Origin of the sequence: Enterobacter cloacae complex sp. 309I3, assembly GCF_050031595.1 — a bacterium.
Lineage (GTDB): Bacteria > Pseudomonadota > Gammaproteobacteria > Enterobacterales > Enterobacteriaceae > Enterobacter > Enterobacter cloacae.
This window is the reverse complement of the sequence record NZ_JBLGWI010000001.1, coordinates 132,361-150,383: the sequence shown is the minus strand read 5'-3', so window position 1 is coordinate 150,383 and position 18,023 is coordinate 132,361. Positions and strand designations below refer to the sequence as shown.

The 18,023-nt window shown below is 51.6% G+C and carries 16 protein-coding genes; 11 read left to right on the top strand and 5 right to left on the bottom strand.

Annotation, left to right across the window (positions count from 1 at the left end):
* The first annotated feature begins 16 nt into the window (after positions 1-16).
* Both envC and ACQG22_RS00725 read left to right on the top strand, forming a co-directional pair.
* The gene (gene envC / locus ACQG22_RS00730; protein WP_246949414.1) at positions 17-1,276 is read left to right on the top strand and encodes a murein hydrolase activator EnvC; all 1,260 of its coding nucleotides are present in this window, start codon (positions 17-19) and stop codon (positions 1,274-1,276) included.
* Positions 1,277-1,279: 3 nt separating this feature from the next.
* The gene (locus ACQG22_RS00725; protein WP_102752288.1) at positions 1,280-2,212 is read left to right on the top strand and encodes a divergent polysaccharide deacetylase family protein; all 933 of its coding nucleotides are present in this window, start codon (positions 1,280-1,282) and stop codon (positions 2,210-2,212) included.
* Here the strand turns inward: ACQG22_RS00725 and ACQG22_RS00720 are convergent, their stop codons facing one another.
* Positions 2,213-3,013 carry a glycosyltransferase family 2 protein gene (locus tag ACQG22_RS00720; protein WP_102752289.1) on the bottom strand — a complete coding sequence of 267 codons (801 nt, stop codon included), beginning with the start codon at positions 3,011-3,013 and terminating at the stop codon, positions 2,213-2,215.
* Positions 3,014-3,219: 206 nt separating this feature from the next.
* Here ACQG22_RS00720 and ACQG22_RS00715 point away from each other — a divergent pair, with 206 nt between their 5' ends.
* Positions 3,220-4,425, top strand: a complete 1,206-nt coding sequence (locus ACQG22_RS00715) for a glycosyltransferase (protein WP_102752297.1) — start codon at positions 3,220-3,222, stop codon at positions 4,423-4,425.
* A gap of 15 nt (positions 4,426-4,440) precedes the next feature.
* Entirely contained in the window at positions 4,441-5,355 is a 915-nt protein-coding gene (locus ACQG22_RS00710) for a hypothetical protein (protein WP_102752290.1), read from the top strand.
* Between the two features lie 71 nt (positions 5,356-5,426).
* Here ACQG22_RS00710 and ACQG22_RS00705 read toward each other — a convergent pair whose 3' ends face one another.
* The 3 genes from ACQG22_RS00705 to kbl form a co-directional block, all read right to left on the bottom strand.
* Entirely contained in the window at positions 5,427-7,007 is a 1,581-nt protein-coding gene (locus ACQG22_RS00705; RefSeq protein ID WP_058650590.1) for a phosphoethanolamine transferase, read from the bottom strand.
* Between the two features lie 164 nt (positions 7,008-7,171).
* Complete coding sequence (tdh, locus tag ACQG22_RS00700) at positions 7,172-8,197, bottom strand: L-threonine 3-dehydrogenase (protein ID WP_029881902.1); 1,026 nt, start codon at positions 8,195-8,197, stop codon at positions 7,172-7,174.
* Positions 8,198-8,206: 9 nt separating this feature from the next.
* The gene (kbl, locus tag ACQG22_RS00695; RefSeq protein ID WP_013094909.1) at positions 8,207-9,403 is read right to left on the bottom strand and encodes a glycine C-acetyltransferase; all 1,197 of its coding nucleotides are present in this window, start codon (positions 9,401-9,403) and stop codon (positions 8,207-8,209) included.
* Positions 9,404-9,618: 215 nt separating this feature from the next.
* Between kbl and rfaD the strand changes: the two genes are divergently transcribed.
* The 5 genes from rfaD to ACQG22_RS00670 are packed head-to-tail and all read left to right on the top strand — an operon-like array spanning position 9,619 to position 14,615.
* Positions 9,619-10,551 (top strand): ADP-glyceromanno-heptose 6-epimerase, encoded by a 933-nt coding sequence (gene rfaD / locus ACQG22_RS00690; RefSeq protein WP_013094908.1) that lies wholly within the window; start codon positions 9,619-9,621, stop codon positions 10,549-10,551.
* 2 nt (positions 10,552-10,553) lie between these two features.
* A complete protein-coding gene (rfaF, locus tag ACQG22_RS00685) occupies positions 10,554-11,600 on the top strand; it encodes an ADP-heptose--LPS heptosyltransferase RfaF (RefSeq protein ID WP_369706818.1) in 1,047 nt (348 codons plus the stop codon).
* Between the two features lie 3 nt (positions 11,601-11,603).
* Complete coding sequence (gene rfaC, locus ACQG22_RS00680; protein WP_369706817.1) at positions 11,604-12,587, top strand: lipopolysaccharide heptosyltransferase RfaC; 984 nt, start codon at positions 11,604-11,606, stop codon at positions 12,585-12,587.
* Positions 12,588-12,590: 3 nt separating this feature from the next.
* Positions 12,591-13,700, top strand: coding sequence for a glycosyltransferase family 9 protein (locus tag ACQG22_RS00675; RefSeq protein ID WP_013094905.1), 1,110 nt, complete (start codon positions 12,591-12,593; stop codon positions 13,698-13,700).
* A gap of 6 nt (positions 13,701-13,706) precedes the next feature.
* On the top strand, positions 13,707-14,615 hold the full coding sequence (locus tag ACQG22_RS00670; protein WP_102752292.1) for a glycosyltransferase family 2 protein: 909 nt from the start codon (positions 13,707-13,709) through the stop codon (positions 14,613-14,615).
* A 105-nt stretch (positions 14,616-14,720) separates the two neighbouring features.
* Here the strand turns inward: ACQG22_RS00670 and ACQG22_RS00665 are convergent, their stop codons facing one another.
* Positions 14,721-15,677: a polysaccharide deacetylase family protein gene (locus tag ACQG22_RS00665; RefSeq protein WP_058661817.1), complete on the bottom strand. Its 957-nt coding sequence runs from the start codon at positions 15,675-15,677 to the stop codon at positions 14,721-14,723.
* Positions 15,678-15,827: 150 nt separating this feature from the next.
* Here ACQG22_RS00665 and rfaQ point away from each other — a divergent pair, with 150 nt between their 5' ends.
* Together rfaQ and ACQG22_RS00655 are read left to right on the top strand one after the other, a co-directional pair.
* Positions 15,828-16,898, top strand: coding sequence for a putative lipopolysaccharide heptosyltransferase III (gene rfaQ, locus ACQG22_RS00660; RefSeq protein ID WP_072207952.1), 1,071 nt, complete (start codon positions 15,828-15,830; stop codon positions 16,896-16,898).
* Positions 16,895-18,022 carry a glycosyltransferase family 4 protein gene (locus ACQG22_RS00655; protein WP_013094900.1) on the top strand — a complete coding sequence of 376 codons (1,128 nt, stop codon included), beginning with the start codon at positions 16,895-16,897 and terminating at the stop codon, positions 18,020-18,022. Before rfaQ ends, ACQG22_RS00655 begins: the two co-directional genes overlap by 4 nt.
* Position 18,023 lies beyond the last annotated feature (1 nt).

Below are 18,023 nucleotides of genomic sequence, written 5' to 3'. Positions count from 1 at the left end.
AAAGGCGATTTTTTCAATCACATGGGTCGTGAAACCGCTTAGGTTATCAATCAGACCTCTGTTTTACGCCAGCGCACTCAGCGCTGGCGTATTGCTGTGCGCCGCATCCGCCCACGCGGATGATCGCGACCAGCTGAAATCCATTCAGGCCGATATCGCCGCCAAAGAGCGTGCGGTACGTCAGCAGCAACAGCAACGCGCGTCGCTGCTTGCTCAGCTTAAGCAGCAGGAAGAGGCGATCTCCGCCGCCGCACGTAAGCTCCGCGAAACACAAAACACCCTCTCCCAGTTGAATAAACAGATCGACGAGATGAACGCGTCGATTGCCAAGCTGGAACGTCAGCGCGATGCGCAGGAACGTAATCTTGCGGCGCAACTTGACGCCGCATTCCGCCAGGGTGAACACACCGGCCTTCAGCTGATCCTCAGCGGTGAAGAGAGCCAGCGCGGTCAGCGCCTGCAGGCTTATTTCGGCTATCTGAACCAGGCGCGTCAGGAGACTATCGCGCAGCTAAAACAGACGCGCGAAGAGGTCACCACGCAAAAAGCCGAGCTGGAAGAGAAGCAGAGCCAGCAGCAGACGCTGCTCTACGAACAGCAGGCCCAGCAGGCAAAGCTCGAGCAGGCTCGCAACGAACGTAAGAAAACCCTTTCCGGGCTTGAATCCTCCATTCAGGCTGGTCAGAGCCAGTTGAGCGAAATGCGCGCCAACGAATCGAAGCTGCGTAACAGCATCGCCCGAGCGGAGGCCGCGGCAAAAGCCCGCGCTGAAAAAGAGGCTCGCGAGGCGCAGGCCGTTCGCGATAAGCAGCAGGAAGCCTCCCGTAAAGGCACGACCTATAAACCAAGCGAAAGCGAACGCTCATTGATGTCACGAACCGGCGGCCTGGGCTCCCCTCGCGGTCAGGCTTACTGGCCCGTTCGCGGTTCAATTCTGCATCGTTATGGCGAACAGCTGCAGGGTGAACTACGTTGGAAAGGGATAGTTATCGGTGCGTCTGAAGGTAGCGAAGTGAAAGCCATCGCCGATGGCCGCGTGATCCTGGCCGACTGGCTGCAGGGTTACGGGCTTGTGGTAGTGGTTGAGCACGGTAAAGGCGACATGAGCCTCTACGGTTACAACCAGAGCGCACTGGTCAGCGTTGGCACTCAGGTGCGCGCGGGTCAACCCATCGCCCTTGTGGGCAGCAGTGGCGGTCAGGGCCGCCCGTCACTCTATTTCGAAATTCGTCGCCAGGGTCAGGCGGTCAATCCACAGCCGTGGTTGGGAAGATAAGTTTTGCTTCAATTTCGTCGAATTGTTCTCTCCGTCGCCAGCGCACTGGCGCTGGTCGCACCGGTATACGCCGGTAAACTCGCCATTGTGATTGATGACTTCGGTTATCGTCCGCACTATGAAAATCAGGTGCTGGCGATGCCGGCAGCCATTTCTGTCGCCGTCCTCCCGAATGCGCCACACGCACGTGAGATGGCGACCAAGGCCCACAACAGCGGCCACCAGGTATTGATCCATCTGCCGATGGCCCCCATCAGCAAACAACCGCTGGAAAAAGATACGCTGCGCCCTGAGATGAGCAGCGATGAGATCGATCGCATTATCCGCGACGCTTACAACAAAGTGCCGTATGCCGTGGGGTTAAACAACCATATGGGCAGCGCGATGACATCCAGCCTGTACGGGATGCTCAAAGTGATGCAGGCGCTGGAGCGTTACAACCTCTACTTCCTCGACAGCATGACCATCGGCAACAGTCAGGCGATGCGTGCCGCGCAGGGAACGGGGGTGAAGGTGATTAAGCGCAAGGTGTTCCTTGACGATACGCAGAACGAAGCAGACATTCGCGTGCAGTTTAATCGCGCTGTGCAGCTGGCCCGCCGCAATGGCTCCGCGATTGCCATCGGCCACCCGCATCCGTCGACCGTTCGCGTCCTGCAGCAATTGCTGCCTACCTTGCCTTCGGATATCACGCTGGTCCGCCCGAGCGATCTCCTGAACGAACCACAGGTTGATACGTCGGCGCCGAACCAGGGGAAACCTGGGTTATCAACGCCGCGTAACCCGTTCCGCGGCGTAAAACGCTGTGTGCCGAAACATGCCCCTGAACCGGTTTATGCAACCCGGTTCTTCTCTGTGATTGGTGAAAGCATGAGCCAGAGTACGCTGGTGCAATATTTTCAACATCAGTGGCAGGGCTGGGGTAAGAAAGCGTAACTATTTTATAAGATGAGAGTCCGTGTGCTCTTTTGTAACGGGCTCTTTTCTTTCCTGATATTGATACCAGGCTTTGAAATACTTCAAAAAACTGTAGGCCGTGGCATACAAGCCTGTTGCTGCCCCCACTCTGCCCTGACGCCAGGCACCACTAAACAGATACCATTTGAAAAAGGCGCCGATGGCGCTGATCACACCTCGACCGATAGAGGGGCGTATCGTTTGATATTGCACCAGGCGGGTTGTATAACCATTCAATTTGCTAAAAAGTTCATGCAATGTGTGAAATGTATCATGTCTGACGTAACCGGGAATGCGTTCAGAGTGGCGAAAACCTTCTACCTTATCGTCTACGGGTCTGTTATTAAATCGTGCCTGCTTACGGTTAAAAAGTCGTACCGGGAAATCAGGAGAAGAGACAGGATATAATGTTCGGACTTTTTCGCCCAAAACATACCAGTGACGACATATCCGCCATGCCATTCCAGGATCGGGTTCGTCACTCCTTTTTAATTTTAAAATAGCATCAACAGTGTCTGAATCGAGAATTTCATCACTGTCGATGCACAGGACCCAGTCATGACTCGCTAATGACACGGCATGGTTCATCTGCTCGCCATGCCAGCCATATTTTTTGTAGACCGGCGACAAACCATAACTCTGGCAAATATGTAGTGTATTATCTGTGCTTCCGGAATCAACAATGACGATTTCATCCGCTATTTTTAAAAGAGGCGGAATTACGTCACGTAACAACCTTTCTGAGTTGAAAGTTAATAAGCAGACCGTTATTTTAAACATTTTTCCACTCACTCAATAACAGCATAAATTTTTTCATTAATACTATCTAAATGAGAAGAGACGATTAAAGTCTTAAATCACACTTTTAAAATAATCGTGTTTGAAAATTTATCTTACAGAAAAAACTATCACAATAGAAAAATCTATTTTATTTCAGCAGATTCTTTATAATGCGGTCAGATCAAGGGTAGCACATGGATTCAGACATGCCGCAAAAACGTAAAATCCTCCTCCTGGACACAGGCAAAGAATGGGGGGGAGGCACCAACAGTATGCTTGAGCTTCTGAAGCGAATTGATCGCGACAAATTCGACATTACTTGTTGTTTTTACAACGATTATAGTCGTGCTGGTGGTCAAACCATAGGTCAGGTGCTAAACAGCATTGGGATCCCGCTGATCGTCATTCCTCAACATAAGCAACCGGCATGGGCAAAATTGTTGAAAGAAGCAGGACGTGGTCTGCTGTTTTTCTCGCGCAATGCCCGCAAAGCGTTTACGCGGCACGTCGATACTCTGTGGCGTATCAGGCCCAATGTCAGCAAAATCGAAACGCTTTTCTCGCATGGTGGTTTCGATACGCTCTATATGAATAACCAACCTGGCTCGAACGAGGAAGGTTATCTCGCGGCGGCGAAACTACAGGCGCGATTAATTCAGCACTGCCGTATTGAACCTGTTCTGTCCCCACCACTGGTGAAACTGGTCAATGCGCATGCCACAAAGATCATCGCGGTCTCGCATGGCGTTGAACAGGTGCTGCTGCAGCATGGTATCCGACCCGATCTGTGTACGACCGTTAACAATGCCATCGACATCTACCAGCCTTTACCGGATCGCCGCGCAATGCGTCAGCGACTGGGCATAGATGACGAGACCTTTGTGTTTGGCAGCATTGGCTCATTGATCCCACGTAAAGCTAACCACCATACGCTTGAAGCACTGGCGCAGTTCAGTCTGAAGCATCCTGAAGCGAAGTGGAAAATGGTGCTGGTCGGTGAAGGCCCTGAGCGTGATGCGTTAGCAGCACAGGCCCAAAACCTGGGTATTGCAAGTCACGTGATCTTCACTGGTTTTCAGAATACCCCTTTTGATTACCTCGCCACGTTTGACGCATTTATCCTCGCCTCTAAAAGTGAAGGCCTTCCTCGCGTAGTGCTGGAAGCGATGCTGCTCAATATCCCCGTTATTGGATCCCAGGTGACCGGCACAGCTGAACTCATTGACCATGCCTCTACCGGGTTGCTTTTCCCCTGGAGCGATGTTTCACAACTAGCGCAACATCTGGATAGTATCTGGACGGATGCTGACCTGCGGGCTCGTCTGGCTGCAGCAGCCAGGCAAAATGTTTGTCGTAACTATGCCATTGAAAAGTATGTCAGCGGTGTCGAAGCCGTGCTTGGCGCGCAATAAACTAACGAGATAAATATGTTTAAATTTCTTAACGCTCGCTATCGTCATATCACCGGGCGGCACAATATTCCTTACAGCTCTCTTCACCTGACGGGCGAACTGCCTACGGTTGATTCAATTGTCATTCCCTGTACCGGTGCAGATTTCGTCGAAGAAGCATTACTCTCTGCCACTTTCGCGGAGCGCTATGCCACCGGGATTAGCGAAATAGTCATCGTCAGCGATCAGCCAGAGTCAGCCTTTGGTACATTGCCGCCTAAAACCCGCATAGTGACGCTTAGCCTTCCGGTCCGTGAGGAAAATTATCGTTATAAGCAGATCTACCTCAGCCGCCTGATAAAACTTAACGCCCCGCTACAGGCGCGCGGTGAAGGTGTATTGATGATCGATTCCGACCTCAATCTGCTAAAAATGCCAGAGATTAAAATCGCGGATATGCACCTTTACTCAAGCTTCCGCCAGGGGAAAATGATTGCCAAACTGGACGGTGCACCGGTTGAAAAAGTGCCAGCGTATTATAAAGATATGGTACGGCCGTATCTGGTTGACCATGTTAACAGTGCCTTCCTTGCGGCTACCAAAAAGACCTGGCGTCGTATTTGCCCATTGTGGCTGGCGCTATTTCAGGATACCTGGGAACTCATGGACGACAGTCAGCCCCCAACTGACCAGTTGCCGCTCACTGCCCTACTGGACATGCTGGATTTAAAAACCGTCAACCTGGGGGACTGGGTAAACTGGCCTGTTTCCAAAAAAATTGGCGGACAGGAAGCCGTAATTCCAAAAGAGGTGATTGGTGCTCATGGCGGTTTCCCTCTCTCCGAATGGCAGAAATATATAAAGTCAGCAGATAATAAATTACTGTTCAAAGGTCAAGATTATACCCGCAAAGTGCGGTATTTGACTGACGAAGAGAAAAAGAACCAGTAAATAAAAGGGGCCTCAGGCCCCTTTTATTATTTTACGTCACCTTGATGTGCAGTAGATATCACACGTCCGGGCTAACGTATATTACTCCAGTAATAGGTCTTACCTGTGGTATCCAGTACTGAGACATTCTTATCGTAACCGGCAAGCCATGAGTTTACCGACTGGACAGGTTGACCCTGACGATGGATCCCCAACCACAATTCAGCAAGCGTATTAACATCATCAGCAGACCAGACGGTGTAATAGTCTCCTGTGTATTGCCTGGCTTTATCAACCTGTTGCCCATACCAGATAAACACAGGGATGTGCAGAGCCTCTCGTGGAGGGTTCACGTTTCCGTGAGAATAAACGACAGCGCGTTGCGGATCACGAATCAAACCATGATCGGAAAAATACATAACCGAAGAACGCGAGTTGGTCAGCATACTAAACATCTTGCCCATCAATGTGTCTGTATACCGTACCGAGTTGTCATAACAGTCATCGGCCTCATTGGTACCATGTAACACCGCCTGGTTTGCCGGAAAGCGCGTACAGGATGGTTCATGGCTGCCGTATAAATGCAAGACGATCACTTTTTTACCCGGGGCTTTTAATGCATTCTGCAACAGAGGTAGAAGATCTTCATCGTAACCGCCTTCGAGCCATTCATGCTTTTTCGTATTCATGGCAATCCCGGTGATGACGTTGTTATGCGCCCCGCCTTTACCCTGATGACTAAACCAATAAGTTTCATAGCCTGCTTTATTGGCAATATTAATAATATTATCACCATATTTTTTCGGATCGCGAATATTCACTTTACCAGCGGTCATGGCCAACGGTACGGCCATAATCGTAACCGGCGCTGGCGCTACAGCATTACGGAACAGCAAGAGCTGCGATTTCTGCTTTTCCAGCTCTGGTGTAGTATCTCGTTGATAACCATAGATGCCCATATTCGCCGCTCGCTCAGACTCACCGATAACCAGCACGTAGCTCTCAATACCGGTATCCGAAAGCGTGAGTTTGTAATCAGGAATGTTGTTACCGATATTGGCAATGACCGCGTTATCTTCAAAAGCCTGCATAAAAACTTTTGCCGTACTGACTGGTGTCGCCTGAACCACGCGCTGCGCCAGACTTTCGACGCTGCTTTTCCTGAGCTGGTGCTGTAGTGCCTGACCATAGAAAGCCAACAACGTCACGCCAAGCACAATGGCAGGCCAGCGACGAAATCGCGGTGCAACGGGCCATGCACCCGTATTTGCGGTATAAATAAAAAAAGCAGAGAGTGTGATAAAAATAATACATTCACGCCAGTACACGCTGAGCATTGAACTTGCTTCATCCGGTGTGGTGTGGATTATGCTCATTGCAAACCCATAACTAAACGCAGAATCGAAATTTCTCCATGCATATAGCTGGAGAGAAATATCTGCCGCAACTGGAATGAGAAGTACAATCGCCAGTACATTGCGTATTAATTTATTATCTATGCACTTGAGCATCAACAACATCAATAAAAAAACAAACGATCTGTTAATTACCAAATTATAGCGGGCATGTAAAATATTTACAGCCATAAGTATTAAAAGAGAAATCGCCAGATTTAAAAAAGAGGTAAACCGTGAAGTTGTATCAACCAGCTTCAGCGAAAGGTGCGTGGACATAATGTTTTGACAAGCCTGACAGTGTCTTCCTGACGTAATTATTATTAATAAACGCGTGGAGAAGAAAGATTGGTATTTTATTGAAAAGTAACAAGAAAATTCCGAAAAGTCAAACTACCATAATTAGCACTGGCACCCGTTTATACGGGTGCCAGCTGGCAGGTTTAATCCCAGCTCAAAATAACCTTCCCGGACTGGCCCGAACGCATCGCGTCAAAGCCTTTCTGGAAATCATCAACGGAGAAACGATGTGTAATAATCGGGGACAGATCCAGACCAGACTGAATTAATGCCGCCATCTTATACCAGGTTTCGAACATTTCACGGCCATAGATGCCTTTAATGAACAGCCCTTTGAAGATAACTTTATTCCAGTCGATAGACATATCCGACGGCGGAATACCCAGCATCGCAATACGACCGCCGTGGTTCATGGTATCCAGCATGGTACGGAACGCCGGTGGTGCGCCGGACATCTCCAGACCCACGTCAAACCCTTCGGTCATGCCCAGCTCTTCCATCACATCGGCCAGGCTCTCTTTAGAGACATCCACCGCACGGGTGACGCCCATCTTGCGGGCCAGCGACAGACGGTATTCGTTCACGTCGGTAATCACTACATTACGCGCACCCACGTGCTTCGCCACCGCTGCGGCCATAATCCCGATAGGGCCCGCGCCGGAGACCAGCACGTCTTCACCCACCAGGTCGAAAGAGAGCGCCGTATGTACCGCGTTGCCGAACGGGTCAAAGATGGAGGCCAGATCGTCAGAAATGTTGTCCGGAATTTTGAACGCGTTAAAGGCCGGGATCACCAGGTACTCGGCAAAGCAACCCGGACGGTTCACGCCCACGCCAATGGTATTACGGCACAGGTGCGTACGCCCACCGCGGCAGTTACGGCAGTGGCCGCAGGTGATGTGTCCTTCACCCGAGACGCGGTCGCCAATGTTAAAACCTTTCACTTCCTGACCAATCCCAACCACTTCACCAACGTATTCGTGGCCGACAACCATGGGTACTGGAATGGTTTTTTGCGACCACTGATCCCAGTTGTAGATATGAACGTCAGTGCCGCAAATGGCGGTTTTACGAATTTTGATCAGCAGATCGTTATGACCGACTTCCGGCTCCGGCACGTCGGTCATCCAAATCCCTTCTTCCGCTTTCAGTTTGGATAACGCTTTCATCACACGTCCTCAGGCAATTACGCCCAGCTGTTTACCGATGCGGGTAAAGGCTTCCACCGCACGTTCAATTTGTTCAGGCGAATGCGCCGCGGACATCTGGGTGCGGATACGCGCCTGGCCTTTTGGTACGACCGGGAAGAAGAACCCGGTCACGTAAATGCCTTCTTTTTGCAGCTCACGGGCAAAGTTCTGCGCCACGACGGCATCGCCCAGCATGACCGGGATAATGGCGTGGTCAGCACCGGCAAGGGTAAACCCTGCCGCACTCATTTTTTCGCGGAACAGGCGCGCGTTGGACCACAGACGGTCGCGCAGTTCAGCCCCGGATTCCACCATCTCCAGCACTTTGATGGAGGCGGCAACAATGGCCGGCGCGAGGGAGTTGGAGAACAGGTACGGACGGGAGCGCTGGCGCAGCCACTCCACCACCTCTTTACGCGCAGCGGTATAGCCGCCAGACGCGCCACCAAGCGCTTTGCCCAGCGTACCGGTGATGATGTCCACGCGGCCCATCACGTCACAGTATTCATGCGAGCCACGGCCGTTTTCACCCACAAAACCGACCGCGTGCGAGTCATCGACCATCACCAGCGCATCGTATTTATCCGCCAGGTCGCACACGCCCTTCAGGTTGGCGATCACGCCGTCCATAGAGAACACGCCGTCGGTGGCGATGAGCACATGGCGAGCACCCGCTTCACGCGCCTCTTTCAGGCGTGCTTCCAGTTCAACCATATCATTGTTGGCATAGCGGAAACGCTTCGCTTTACACAGGCGCACACCATCAATGATGGAAGCGTGATTAAGGGCGTCGGAGATAATGGCATCTTCTGCACCCAGCAGCGTCTCAAACAGACCGCCGTTGGCATCGAAGCAGGAGGAGTACAGAATTGCGTCTTCCATGCCTAAGAAGTTCGCCAGCTTTTTCTCAAGCTGCTTGTGACTGTCCTGCGTGCCGCAGATAAAGCGTACGGAGGCCATACCAAAACCGTGGGTATCCATACCGCTTTTCGCCGCAGCAATCAGCTCAGGGTGATTCGCAAGACCCAGGTAGTTGTTCGCACAAAAGTTGATCACGTGGCTGCCATCGGCAACGGTGATGTCCGCCTGCTGAGCAGACGTGATAATACGCTCTTCTTTAAACAACCCTTCCGCACGCGCGGTCTCAAGGTCGCTGTTTAACTGTTTGTAAAAATCACCACGCATTGCAATTCTCCAGACTCGGCAAATTTCGGCACATATTACCCAAACCTATAGTTCATGACGAGATGACACATTATCTCTTCTCGTTTTTGCAGCATAAATCACGTGTACCCTTGCGCTATGTCGGTGAATGGCTGAAGGGCAGCCATACTAATGATATGATAGAACCATTAGCGTCCGGGATTGTCCCCGGACTCCACACTTCAAAGGTTACAGTTATGATCATCGTTACCGGCGGCGCGGGCTTTATCGGCAGCAATATTGTTAAAGCTCTCAATGACAAAGGCATCACCGACATCCTGGTGGTTGACAACCTGAAAGACGGCACCAAGTTCGTCAACCTGGTGGATCTGAACATCGCTGACTACATGGATAAAGAAGACTTCCTTATCCAGATTATGGCAGGTGAAGAGTTCGGCGAGATCGAAGCCATCTTCCACGAAGGGGCATGCTCCTCCACCACAGAGTGGGACGGCAAGTACATGATGGACAACAACTATCAGTACTCTAAAGAGCTGCTTCACTACTGTCTGGAGCGTGAAATTCCGTTCCTGTATGCCTCTTCGGCGGCCACCTACGGCGGACGTACCTCTGATTTCATTGAATCACGCGAATATGAGCAGCCGTTGAACGTTTACGGTTACTCCAAGTTCCTTTTCGACGAGTATGTGCGTCAGGTGTTGCCAGAAGCGAACTCCCAAATCGTTGGTTTCCGCTACTTCAACGTCTACGGGCCGCGCGAAGGCCACAAAGGCAGCATGGCGAGCGTGGCGTTCCATCTGAACACTCAGCTGAATAACGGCGAAAGTCCAAAACTGTTCGAAGGCAGCGACGGCTTTAAGCGTGACTTCGTCTACGTAGGCGACGTTGCCGCCGTGAACCTGTGGTTCTGGGAAAATGGGGTATCCGGTATTTTCAACCTTGGCACCGGCCGCGCGGAATCTTTCCAGGCCGTGGCTGACGCAACGCTGGCGTATCACAAGAAAGGCAGCATTGAGTACATTCCTTTCCCGGACAAACTGAAAGGCCGCTACCAGGCATTCACCCAGGCCGATCTGACTAACCTGCGCGCAGCGGGTTATGACAAGCCGTTCAAGACCGTTGCCGAAGGCGTAACGGAATATATGGCCTGGCTGAATCGCGACGCGTAAGTATGAGAATTCTGGTGATCGGCCCGTCATGGGTGGGCGACATGATGATGTCGCAAAGTCTCTATCGCACGCTCAAGGCGCGTTATCCCCAGGCGATAATCGACGTGATAGCACCCGCATGGTGCCGTCCGTTGTTATCGCGTATGCCGGAAGTGAATGAAGCCATCCCAATGCCGCTCGGCCACGGGGCGCTGGAAATTGGCGAACGCCGTAAACTCGGTCACAGTCTGCGCGAGAAGCGTTATGACCGTGCTTACGTGTTACCCAATTCGTTTAAATCCGCGCTTGTGCCCTTCTTCGCCGGTGTGCCGCACCGTACCGGCTGGCGCGGTGAGATGCGCTACGGTCTGCTGAATGACGCACGCGTGCTGGATAAAGAGGCCTGGCCATTAATGGTGGAGCGCTATGTGGCGCTGGCCTACGACAAGGGCGTGATGCGCAGCGCAAAAGACCTGCCGCAGCCGCTGCTGTGGCCACAGCTACAGGTCAGCGAGGGTGAAAAATCCCAGACCTGTAACGCGTTTGGTCTTTCCTCTGAACGGCCGATGATTGGCTTCTGCCCGGGCGCAGAATTCGGCCCGGCAAAACGCTGGCCGCACTATCACTACGCAGAGCTGGCAAAGCAGTTGATTGACGAAGGTTATCAGATCGTTCTGTTCGGCTCGGCCAAAGACCACGAGGCGGGGAACGAAATTCTTGCAGCCCTCAGTACAGAACAGCAGGCCTGGTGCCGCAACCTGGCCGGGGAAACCCAGCTTGAGCAGGCGGTGATTTTACTTGCTGCCTGTAAAGCCGTAGTCACCAACGACTCCGGGCTGATGCACGTCGCCGCCGCGCTCAACCGCCCGCTGGTTGCGTTGTACGGTCCAAGTAGCCCGGACTTCACGCCGCCGCTCTCAAATAAGGCGCGCGTTATTCGTCTGATCACGGGTTACCATAAGGTGCGTAAAGGCGATGCCGCGGAAGGTTATCACCAGAGCCTGATCGACATCACGCCGCAGCGCGTTCTCGAAGAACTCAACGAACTGCTGCTGAGCGAAGAAGGATAACGAATGCGGGTATTGATCGTTAAAACCTCTTCGATGGGTGATGTGCTGCATACGCTTCCGTCGCTGACGGACGCCATGCGGGCCATTCCTGGCATTCGTTTTGACTGGGTGGTGGAAGAGGGTTTCGCGCAGATCCCTACCTGGCACGAAGTGGTCGACCGCGTGATCCCGGTGGCCATCCGCCGCTGGCGTAAAGCGTGGTTTTCCACACCGATTAAAGCCGAGCGCAAAGCCTTCCGCGATGCGGTGCAGGCGCAGCGTTACGACGCCATTATCGACGCGCAGGGGCTGGTCAAAAGCGCCGCGCTGGTCACGCGCCTGGCACACGGTGTAAAGCACGGCATGGACTGGCAAACCGCCCGCGAACCACTCGCCAGCCTGTTCTATAACCGTCGTCACCATATTGCAAAGCAGCAGCACGCAGTGGAACGCACCCGCGAGCTCTTCGCAAAAAGCCTCGGTTACACAAAGCCGGAAACGCAGGGTGATTACGCGATTTCGCAGCATTTTCTGCGTGATGCAGAGAAGCCTGCGCAGCCCTGGCTGGTCTTCCTGCATGCCACAACGCGCGATGATAAGCACTGGCCGGAAACGCACTGGCGAAGACTCATTGAACTAATGCAACCTGCCGGCATCCATATTAAACTGCCGTGGGGTGCTGAACATGAGCGCCAGCGTGCTGAACGTCTGGCAGCCGGTTTTTCGCACGTCGAGGTTTTACCTAAACTCACGCTGGCGCAAGTTGCTGCAGAGCTGGCCGGAGCTAAAGCTGTCGTTTCCGTTGATACGGGTTTAAGCCATTTAACCGCGGCGCTGGATCGTCCAAACATCACGATTTTTGGCCCGACCGATCCCGGTTTGATTGGGGGTTACGGTAAAAACCAGCATCAAATGGTCAGCCCGACTCAACAAACGAGGGACATTAGCGCAGATGCCATTTTTTCATTTTTACAGGACAGCCACTGGCTTTCCGACAGGGATATCTAACGAATGAGTTACGTATTTCTGCTGATTTTACTCCTTCCGGTGAAGCTTATCCGGAAGCTGTTCCGCAAAGATACAGGTAAAAACCTGGTCATTCAGACAGCCAAAATCGGTGATTTTGTTAATGCGACGCCCCTGCTGGCATACCTGCAAAAAAGTGATGTGCTCATCAGTCGCAGCGTAGGTGCGCTGGCGAAGCATGACGAAACGATCGAAGAGATTTTTTTTATCGAGCAGCATAAGCGTAGCCTGTGGCGTAAGCTCAGCTTTGCCTGCCGCATCATGAACCGCTACGACAACGTCTATCTTCTGCAACCCAACAGTGTAAATCTCTTTTTTGCCGCCGTCTGTAATGCCAAAAACAAACAATTTTTAAGCATTTACACCCGCAGATGGTATCACGGGATTTTCTATCTCACCGCCGACGGTACCGTTGAGCACGGCAAAAAAACGCTATCAGTGACCAATTACCTGAAGCTGGCCGACCGTTCGTTGACGTGGCAGGACTCGCCCAAGCACGCCACAAAGCCGCTGTTCAAACCAGCGACCTACCCGGCAATTCTCGACAAACCTGATGTGATCCGCATCGGCATCAGCATTGCCGCAGGTAATAAAGCCAAAACAGTGCCGCCGGTCATCTGGAAGCGAATTATTGATCGTCTCGCCGACCTGCCCTGCGAGTTTTATGTGTTTGGCGCCCCTGATGAACAGTCGTGGCTGGACGATATCACCCGTGCTTACGGTGATATTCCTAATGTCGTTAACCTCATCGGCAAAATCCCTCTCGAAGATCTTCCGTGGGCGATTTCCAGGATGGATTGTTATATCGCGTCTGATTCAGGCAATGTCTATATTGCCGATGCAGTAGATGTACCCGTAGTGCTGCTGTTTGGCCCATGCTGCCACTATGAACAACGCCCACTTGGAAATGTGATGCTGATAGGGAACGACGACAATATTTGTTCTTATGTTTTTGAGACTAAATACTATTTCTCGCAAGACAGGGAAGAACTCTTTGCTGTAACAGACGAATCCTTAAACGAACTCGAACGTTTCATTTGCGCGTTACCAAAAGCTACCGCAACCCCATATACCTTTGATGCCCTGGGAAACTAATTTTTTATGGCTTTTCTAAGCATCATTATTGCTGCACATAACGCCGAAGATACCCTTCACACAACGTTAGAAAGCCTGCACAATGCCATCGATAATGCGGGCGACGATGTTGAGGTGATTATCTTTAACGACAGCTCCGATGATTCCACGCAAGATATTATTGAGACGTGGTTGCCAGCGTTTCCGAATGTGCACTCCCGGCACGTTCAGTTTCGTAATGTAGGCCTTGTTCGCAACAGCGCATTCTCTCTGGCATCAGGTGACTACATTACGATGCTGGATAGTGATGACCGACTGAAACCGGGTAGCATCAGGGACGCTGTAGCATTCCTCAAGACAGAGCGTCCTGATATGCTGCTGACGCGCCTGCTAGAAATTCGTGATATCAAAAAAATCACCCCCCACTGGCAAGGATTTTCTCCCGTTGCGTTGTCGCAACGGGAGGCTATAAAACGTTTCCTGCTGCATAAAGATTTCCAGGCACATCTCATTGGTCAATTCATTCATCGCAAGTTATACGAAAGTAATCCGATTCCTTCGATGGTGTGTTATGAGGATTTTGCGGTATTCCCTGGCATGTTGATGCAATCGAGTAAAATAGCCTATCAACGTCGCGGGCACTATTACTACATCAAGCGTAGCGACAGTTTGTCGAGCAAACTCGACGCGAGCAAAATCAAGACGCTTGTGGAATGCACATTGTTGATGGAAAAAACATTCCCGCAGCCGTTTCAACATCTCATAAATTGTCATTGGTTTGATATTTACAGTAATCATCGGCAACATCTGACCGACCAGCATTTCCAGCTCGTTAAACAACGGGTAAAAGCACTTTATTCTCTCTCATTTTTCTTATCCAGCGATGTTCGCTTCAGCTATAAAAAAAGGGTTATTGAGGCATTATGGAAAAAATAAAATTGCGACTCTATCGAGTGACGCTAATTTTGAGCCTTATTTCGTTGTCCTCGACATTACTTATTGTTGGTAACAGCGTTAATCATAATGCCCGCGATGCGGGCATTAATTTTTCTTGTATTGATAAAACTCCGCCAACGTCATCCCTACCGTCTTGTCGGATAACCAGCTAAAGAGCACTTCCAGATCCTGATACAACCCTTCAATCGCCGCCTCATCTTTAAACGTAGGACTTCCGCCCGGCATAAATTCAGAGGAATGCAGCATAAACTCCACGTAGTCATGTCCCTGAGACAGGCATTGCTGTGCGACCTGAATCATCTGCGACGCATTACCACCGGACGGTCTCAACCAGTTTACGGACGGTGATCGATATTTACCGCGCAGGCGATCGTAGCCCTGTTTGACGGTGTTCAACCAGGCCGGATGCTTATACTGGATGCTCATCGGCACTTCGAGTAAGGGGCTATTGCCCGCTCGTGAGATATCGTCTGTATCAATAAAGTAGGCGTGGTCTGGAAAGTGCTGATAATTGGTTCCGCCATTCCCCTGCGGTGCACCTTTCGCGTTGTGCCAGTTCACGCGCGGCGTAACAGAGCAATCAACCTGGTAGCCCAGTTCGATCAGCAGTCTGGCGTAACGGCTATCAAAGGCCCAGCGCCCGGCGCGATGGCTTAACATTTTGGTCTGGAAGGTCTCTTCCAGCAGACGGGTCATGAACAACACTTTCTCGCGCATCACCTCATCTGAAAATTCAATCAAATACGGCTGCCAGCGCCAGTCATCTCCGGTGAGATCGTGTTCAGGAGGGCTATTCCACGCGTGAAGGTGCATCCCGACTTCACCCTGACCGCGGGCGATCACATCTTTGGCAAACTCAATGAAAACCGGCTCAATCGCCATCTCATAATTTGTCAGCCATACGGGTTTGAAACCGAAACGCTCACAAAGCGTCTGGAATCGCGCCAGATAGCGCGCATTCTCCGTTTTAATGACGCGGTGATTTTGCCAGAGATTATCGCCTTCAGTATCAATCGTGATGATAAACGCTGGTTTTTTCATAATGAGTCCGCAAGACAGGAAAGTTAGCGCTATGTTACGCACTCACCGAAGCATGAGTAAACCCTTCCAGGGAATTTCCTGAGATTATGGAGAAAGAGTGCAAGTCGCTATCAGGTCTATTAGAATTGCCAACAGTACAACGCCAATAAGATGATGATGAATAACTTACCTGACACGCCTGATTTGCGCATTTTACTTATCAAACTCCGCCATCATGGCGACATGTTACTGACCACTCCCGTCATTGATTCGTTACGTCAAAAATGGCCGCAGGCACAGATTGATGTGCTGTTGTATGAAGAAACCCGCGATATGCTCGCCGCACACCCGGCGATCGGTACTGTTTACGGGATCGACCGTAAATGGAAGCAGCTGGGCACGCTGAAACATCTGCAAAAAGAGTGGCAGTTGCTCTGTGCGTTAAGGAAACAGCATTATCACCTGGTGATTAATCTTGCCGATCAGTGGCGCAGCGCTATCGTTACCCGTTTCACCGGCGCACCGGTACGACTCGGGTTCGCTTTTAATAAGCGCAACAACGCATTCTGGCGGTTTTGCCATAGCGATTTGGTCTCTGTGGCCGGGCACAACGCGTTGCACACTGTCGAACAGAACCTCTCTATTTTGTCGCCATTACCGGTCACCGCTCAACCTGCCGTGACCATGGCCTACCATGCTGAAGACTGGCACGAGGCCCACCAAAAGTTGATGCAAAACGGTGTGGGAGACAACTACATCGTGATTCAGCCTACGTCGCGCTGGTTCTTTAAATGCTGGGACGAAGGCAAAATGGCGCAAACCATCACGGCGCTGCAGCAGGATGGCCACACTGTCGTCCTCACCGCCGGGCCGGATAAAAAAGAGCTGGCGATGATCGATCGCATTCTCGCCGCCTCGCCAGATACGGGGGTCGTCTCGCTGGCAGGTCAACTCACGTTGCGTCAACTGGCTTCGCTTATCGATCATGCGTCTCTGTTTATTGGCGTTGACTCCGTTCCGATGCATATGGCCGCTGCGCTTCAGACCCCCTGTGTGGCATTGTTTGGCCCATCAAAACTTACCTTCTGGTCACCCTGGCAGGTTAATGGGGAAGTCATCTGGGCAGGTGATTACGGCCCACTGCCCGATCCAGACGCCATTGATACCAAAACAAAAGAACGCTATCTCGACGCCATTCCCGTTGATGCTGTCGTCTCCGCCGCAAGGAGATATCTGTCATGAAACACCATCGCCTGGCGATTGTTCGCCAAAAGTATCGCCCGGATGGCGGGGCAGAACGCTTCGTGTCTCGCGCCCTTACCGCGCTGAGCAACCAAAATCTCGAGCTCAACGTCATCACGCGCGAGTGGCAGGGTGAGAAGCAGGACGACTGGCATATTCATATTTGCGATCCGCGCAAATGGGGCCGCATCAGCCGCGAGCGCGGGTTTGCGCATGCCGCACGTGCGCTCTGGCAGCAGCAGCAGTTTGATATTGTGCAAAGCCACGAGCGCATTCCGGGCTGTGACATTTATCGTGCAGGCGACGGCGTACACCGACGCTGGCTCCTGCAGCGTGCACGCATTCTGCCTGCCTGGCGTGCAAAACTGCTGATGCATGATCGCTATCACCGCTATGTGATGAATGCCGAACGTGAAATGTACCAGGCGCCGGAGTTAAAGGCGGTTATCTGTAATGCGGAGATGATCAAGCGCGAAATCGTCGAAGACTTTGATATTGACGCAAAAAAAATACATGTGATTTATAATTCAATTGACTCCACCCGTTTCGTTCCGGCAGAAGAGGCACAACGTATCGCATTGCGTCAGCAGTTTGGTTTGCCGACCGATGCCGTCATTTTCTGCTTCGTAGGGTCAGGATTTGAACGAAAAGGATTGGCCAGCGCTATACGCGCCGTTGCGGGTACTGCGGCGTGGCTGATTGTGGTTGGGCAGGATAAAGCAGAACGTCGCTATCGCGACCTCGCCCGTTCATTAGGCTGCGAGGGGCAAATCCGTTTTCTGGGGATGCAAAAAGAGACGCTGCCATTTTATCAGCTATCTGATGGTTTACTGCTACCAACGCTGTATGATCCTTTCCCTAACGTCATTCTTGAAGCGATGGCCTGCGGTTTGCCGGTCATTACATCAGAGAGTTGCGGTGGGGCAGAATTTATTCAGCAAGGCCAGAACGGATTTTACTGTGACGCACTTGATATCAGCACACTGAAGGAGGCGGTAGCGGCCACCCCTTCGCTGGAAAAAAATAACGATATGGGACGAGCGGCACGTGAACGTGTAAAAGACGCCACCCCCGAAAAACTGTCAAGTCAGCTTATTTCGCTTTATCAAAAATTACTGGATTAAA

Bases quoted from the DNA above. Each gene is read 5' to 3' on its own strand.
- ACQG22_RS00715 (WP_102752297.1), top strand. From the start codon at position 3,220: ATGCCGCAAAAACGTAAAATCCTCCTCCTGGACACAGGCAAAGAATGG.
- ACQG22_RS00710 (WP_102752290.1), top strand. From the start codon at position 4,441: ATGTTTAAATTTCTTAACGCTCGCTATCGTCATATCACCGGGCGGCAC.
- rfaF (WP_369706818.1), top strand. From the start codon at position 10,554: ATGAGAATTCTGGTGATCGGCCCGTCATGGGTGGGCGACATGATGATG.
- tdh (WP_029881902.1), bottom strand. From the start codon at position 8,197: ATGAAAGCGTTATCCAAACTGAAAGCGGAAGAAGGGATTTGGATGACC.
- kbl (WP_013094909.1), bottom strand. From the start codon at position 9,403: ATGCGTGGTGATTTTTACAAACAGTTAAACAGCGACCTTGAGACCGCG.
- rfaQ (WP_072207952.1), top strand. From the start codon at position 15,828: ATGATGATGAATAACTTACCTGACACGCCTGATTTGCGCATTTTACTT.
- rfaC (WP_369706817.1), top strand. From the start codon at position 11,604: ATGCGGGTATTGATCGTTAAAACCTCTTCGATGGGTGATGTGCTGCAT.
- ACQG22_RS00655 (WP_013094900.1), top strand. From the start codon at position 16,895: ATGAAACACCATCGCCTGGCGATTGTTCGCCAAAAGTATCGCCCGGAT.
- ACQG22_RS00705 (WP_058650590.1), bottom strand. From the start codon at position 7,007: ATGTCCACGCACCTTTCGCTGAAGCTGGTTGATACAACTTCACGGTTT.
- ACQG22_RS00665 (WP_058661817.1), bottom strand. From the start codon at position 15,677: ATGAAAAAACCAGCGTTTATCATCACGATTGATACTGAAGGCGATAAT.
- rfaD (WP_013094908.1), top strand. From the start codon at position 9,619: ATGATCATCGTTACCGGCGGCGCGGGCTTTATCGGCAGCAATATTGTT.
- ACQG22_RS00675 (WP_013094905.1), top strand. From the start codon at position 12,591: ATGAGTTACGTATTTCTGCTGATTTTACTCCTTCCGGTGAAGCTTATC.
- ACQG22_RS00720 (WP_102752289.1), bottom strand. From the start codon at position 3,013: ATGTTTAAAATAACGGTCTGCTTATTAACTTTCAACTCAGAAAGGTTG.
- ACQG22_RS00670 (WP_102752292.1), top strand. From the start codon at position 13,707: ATGGCTTTTCTAAGCATCATTATTGCTGCACATAACGCCGAAGATACC.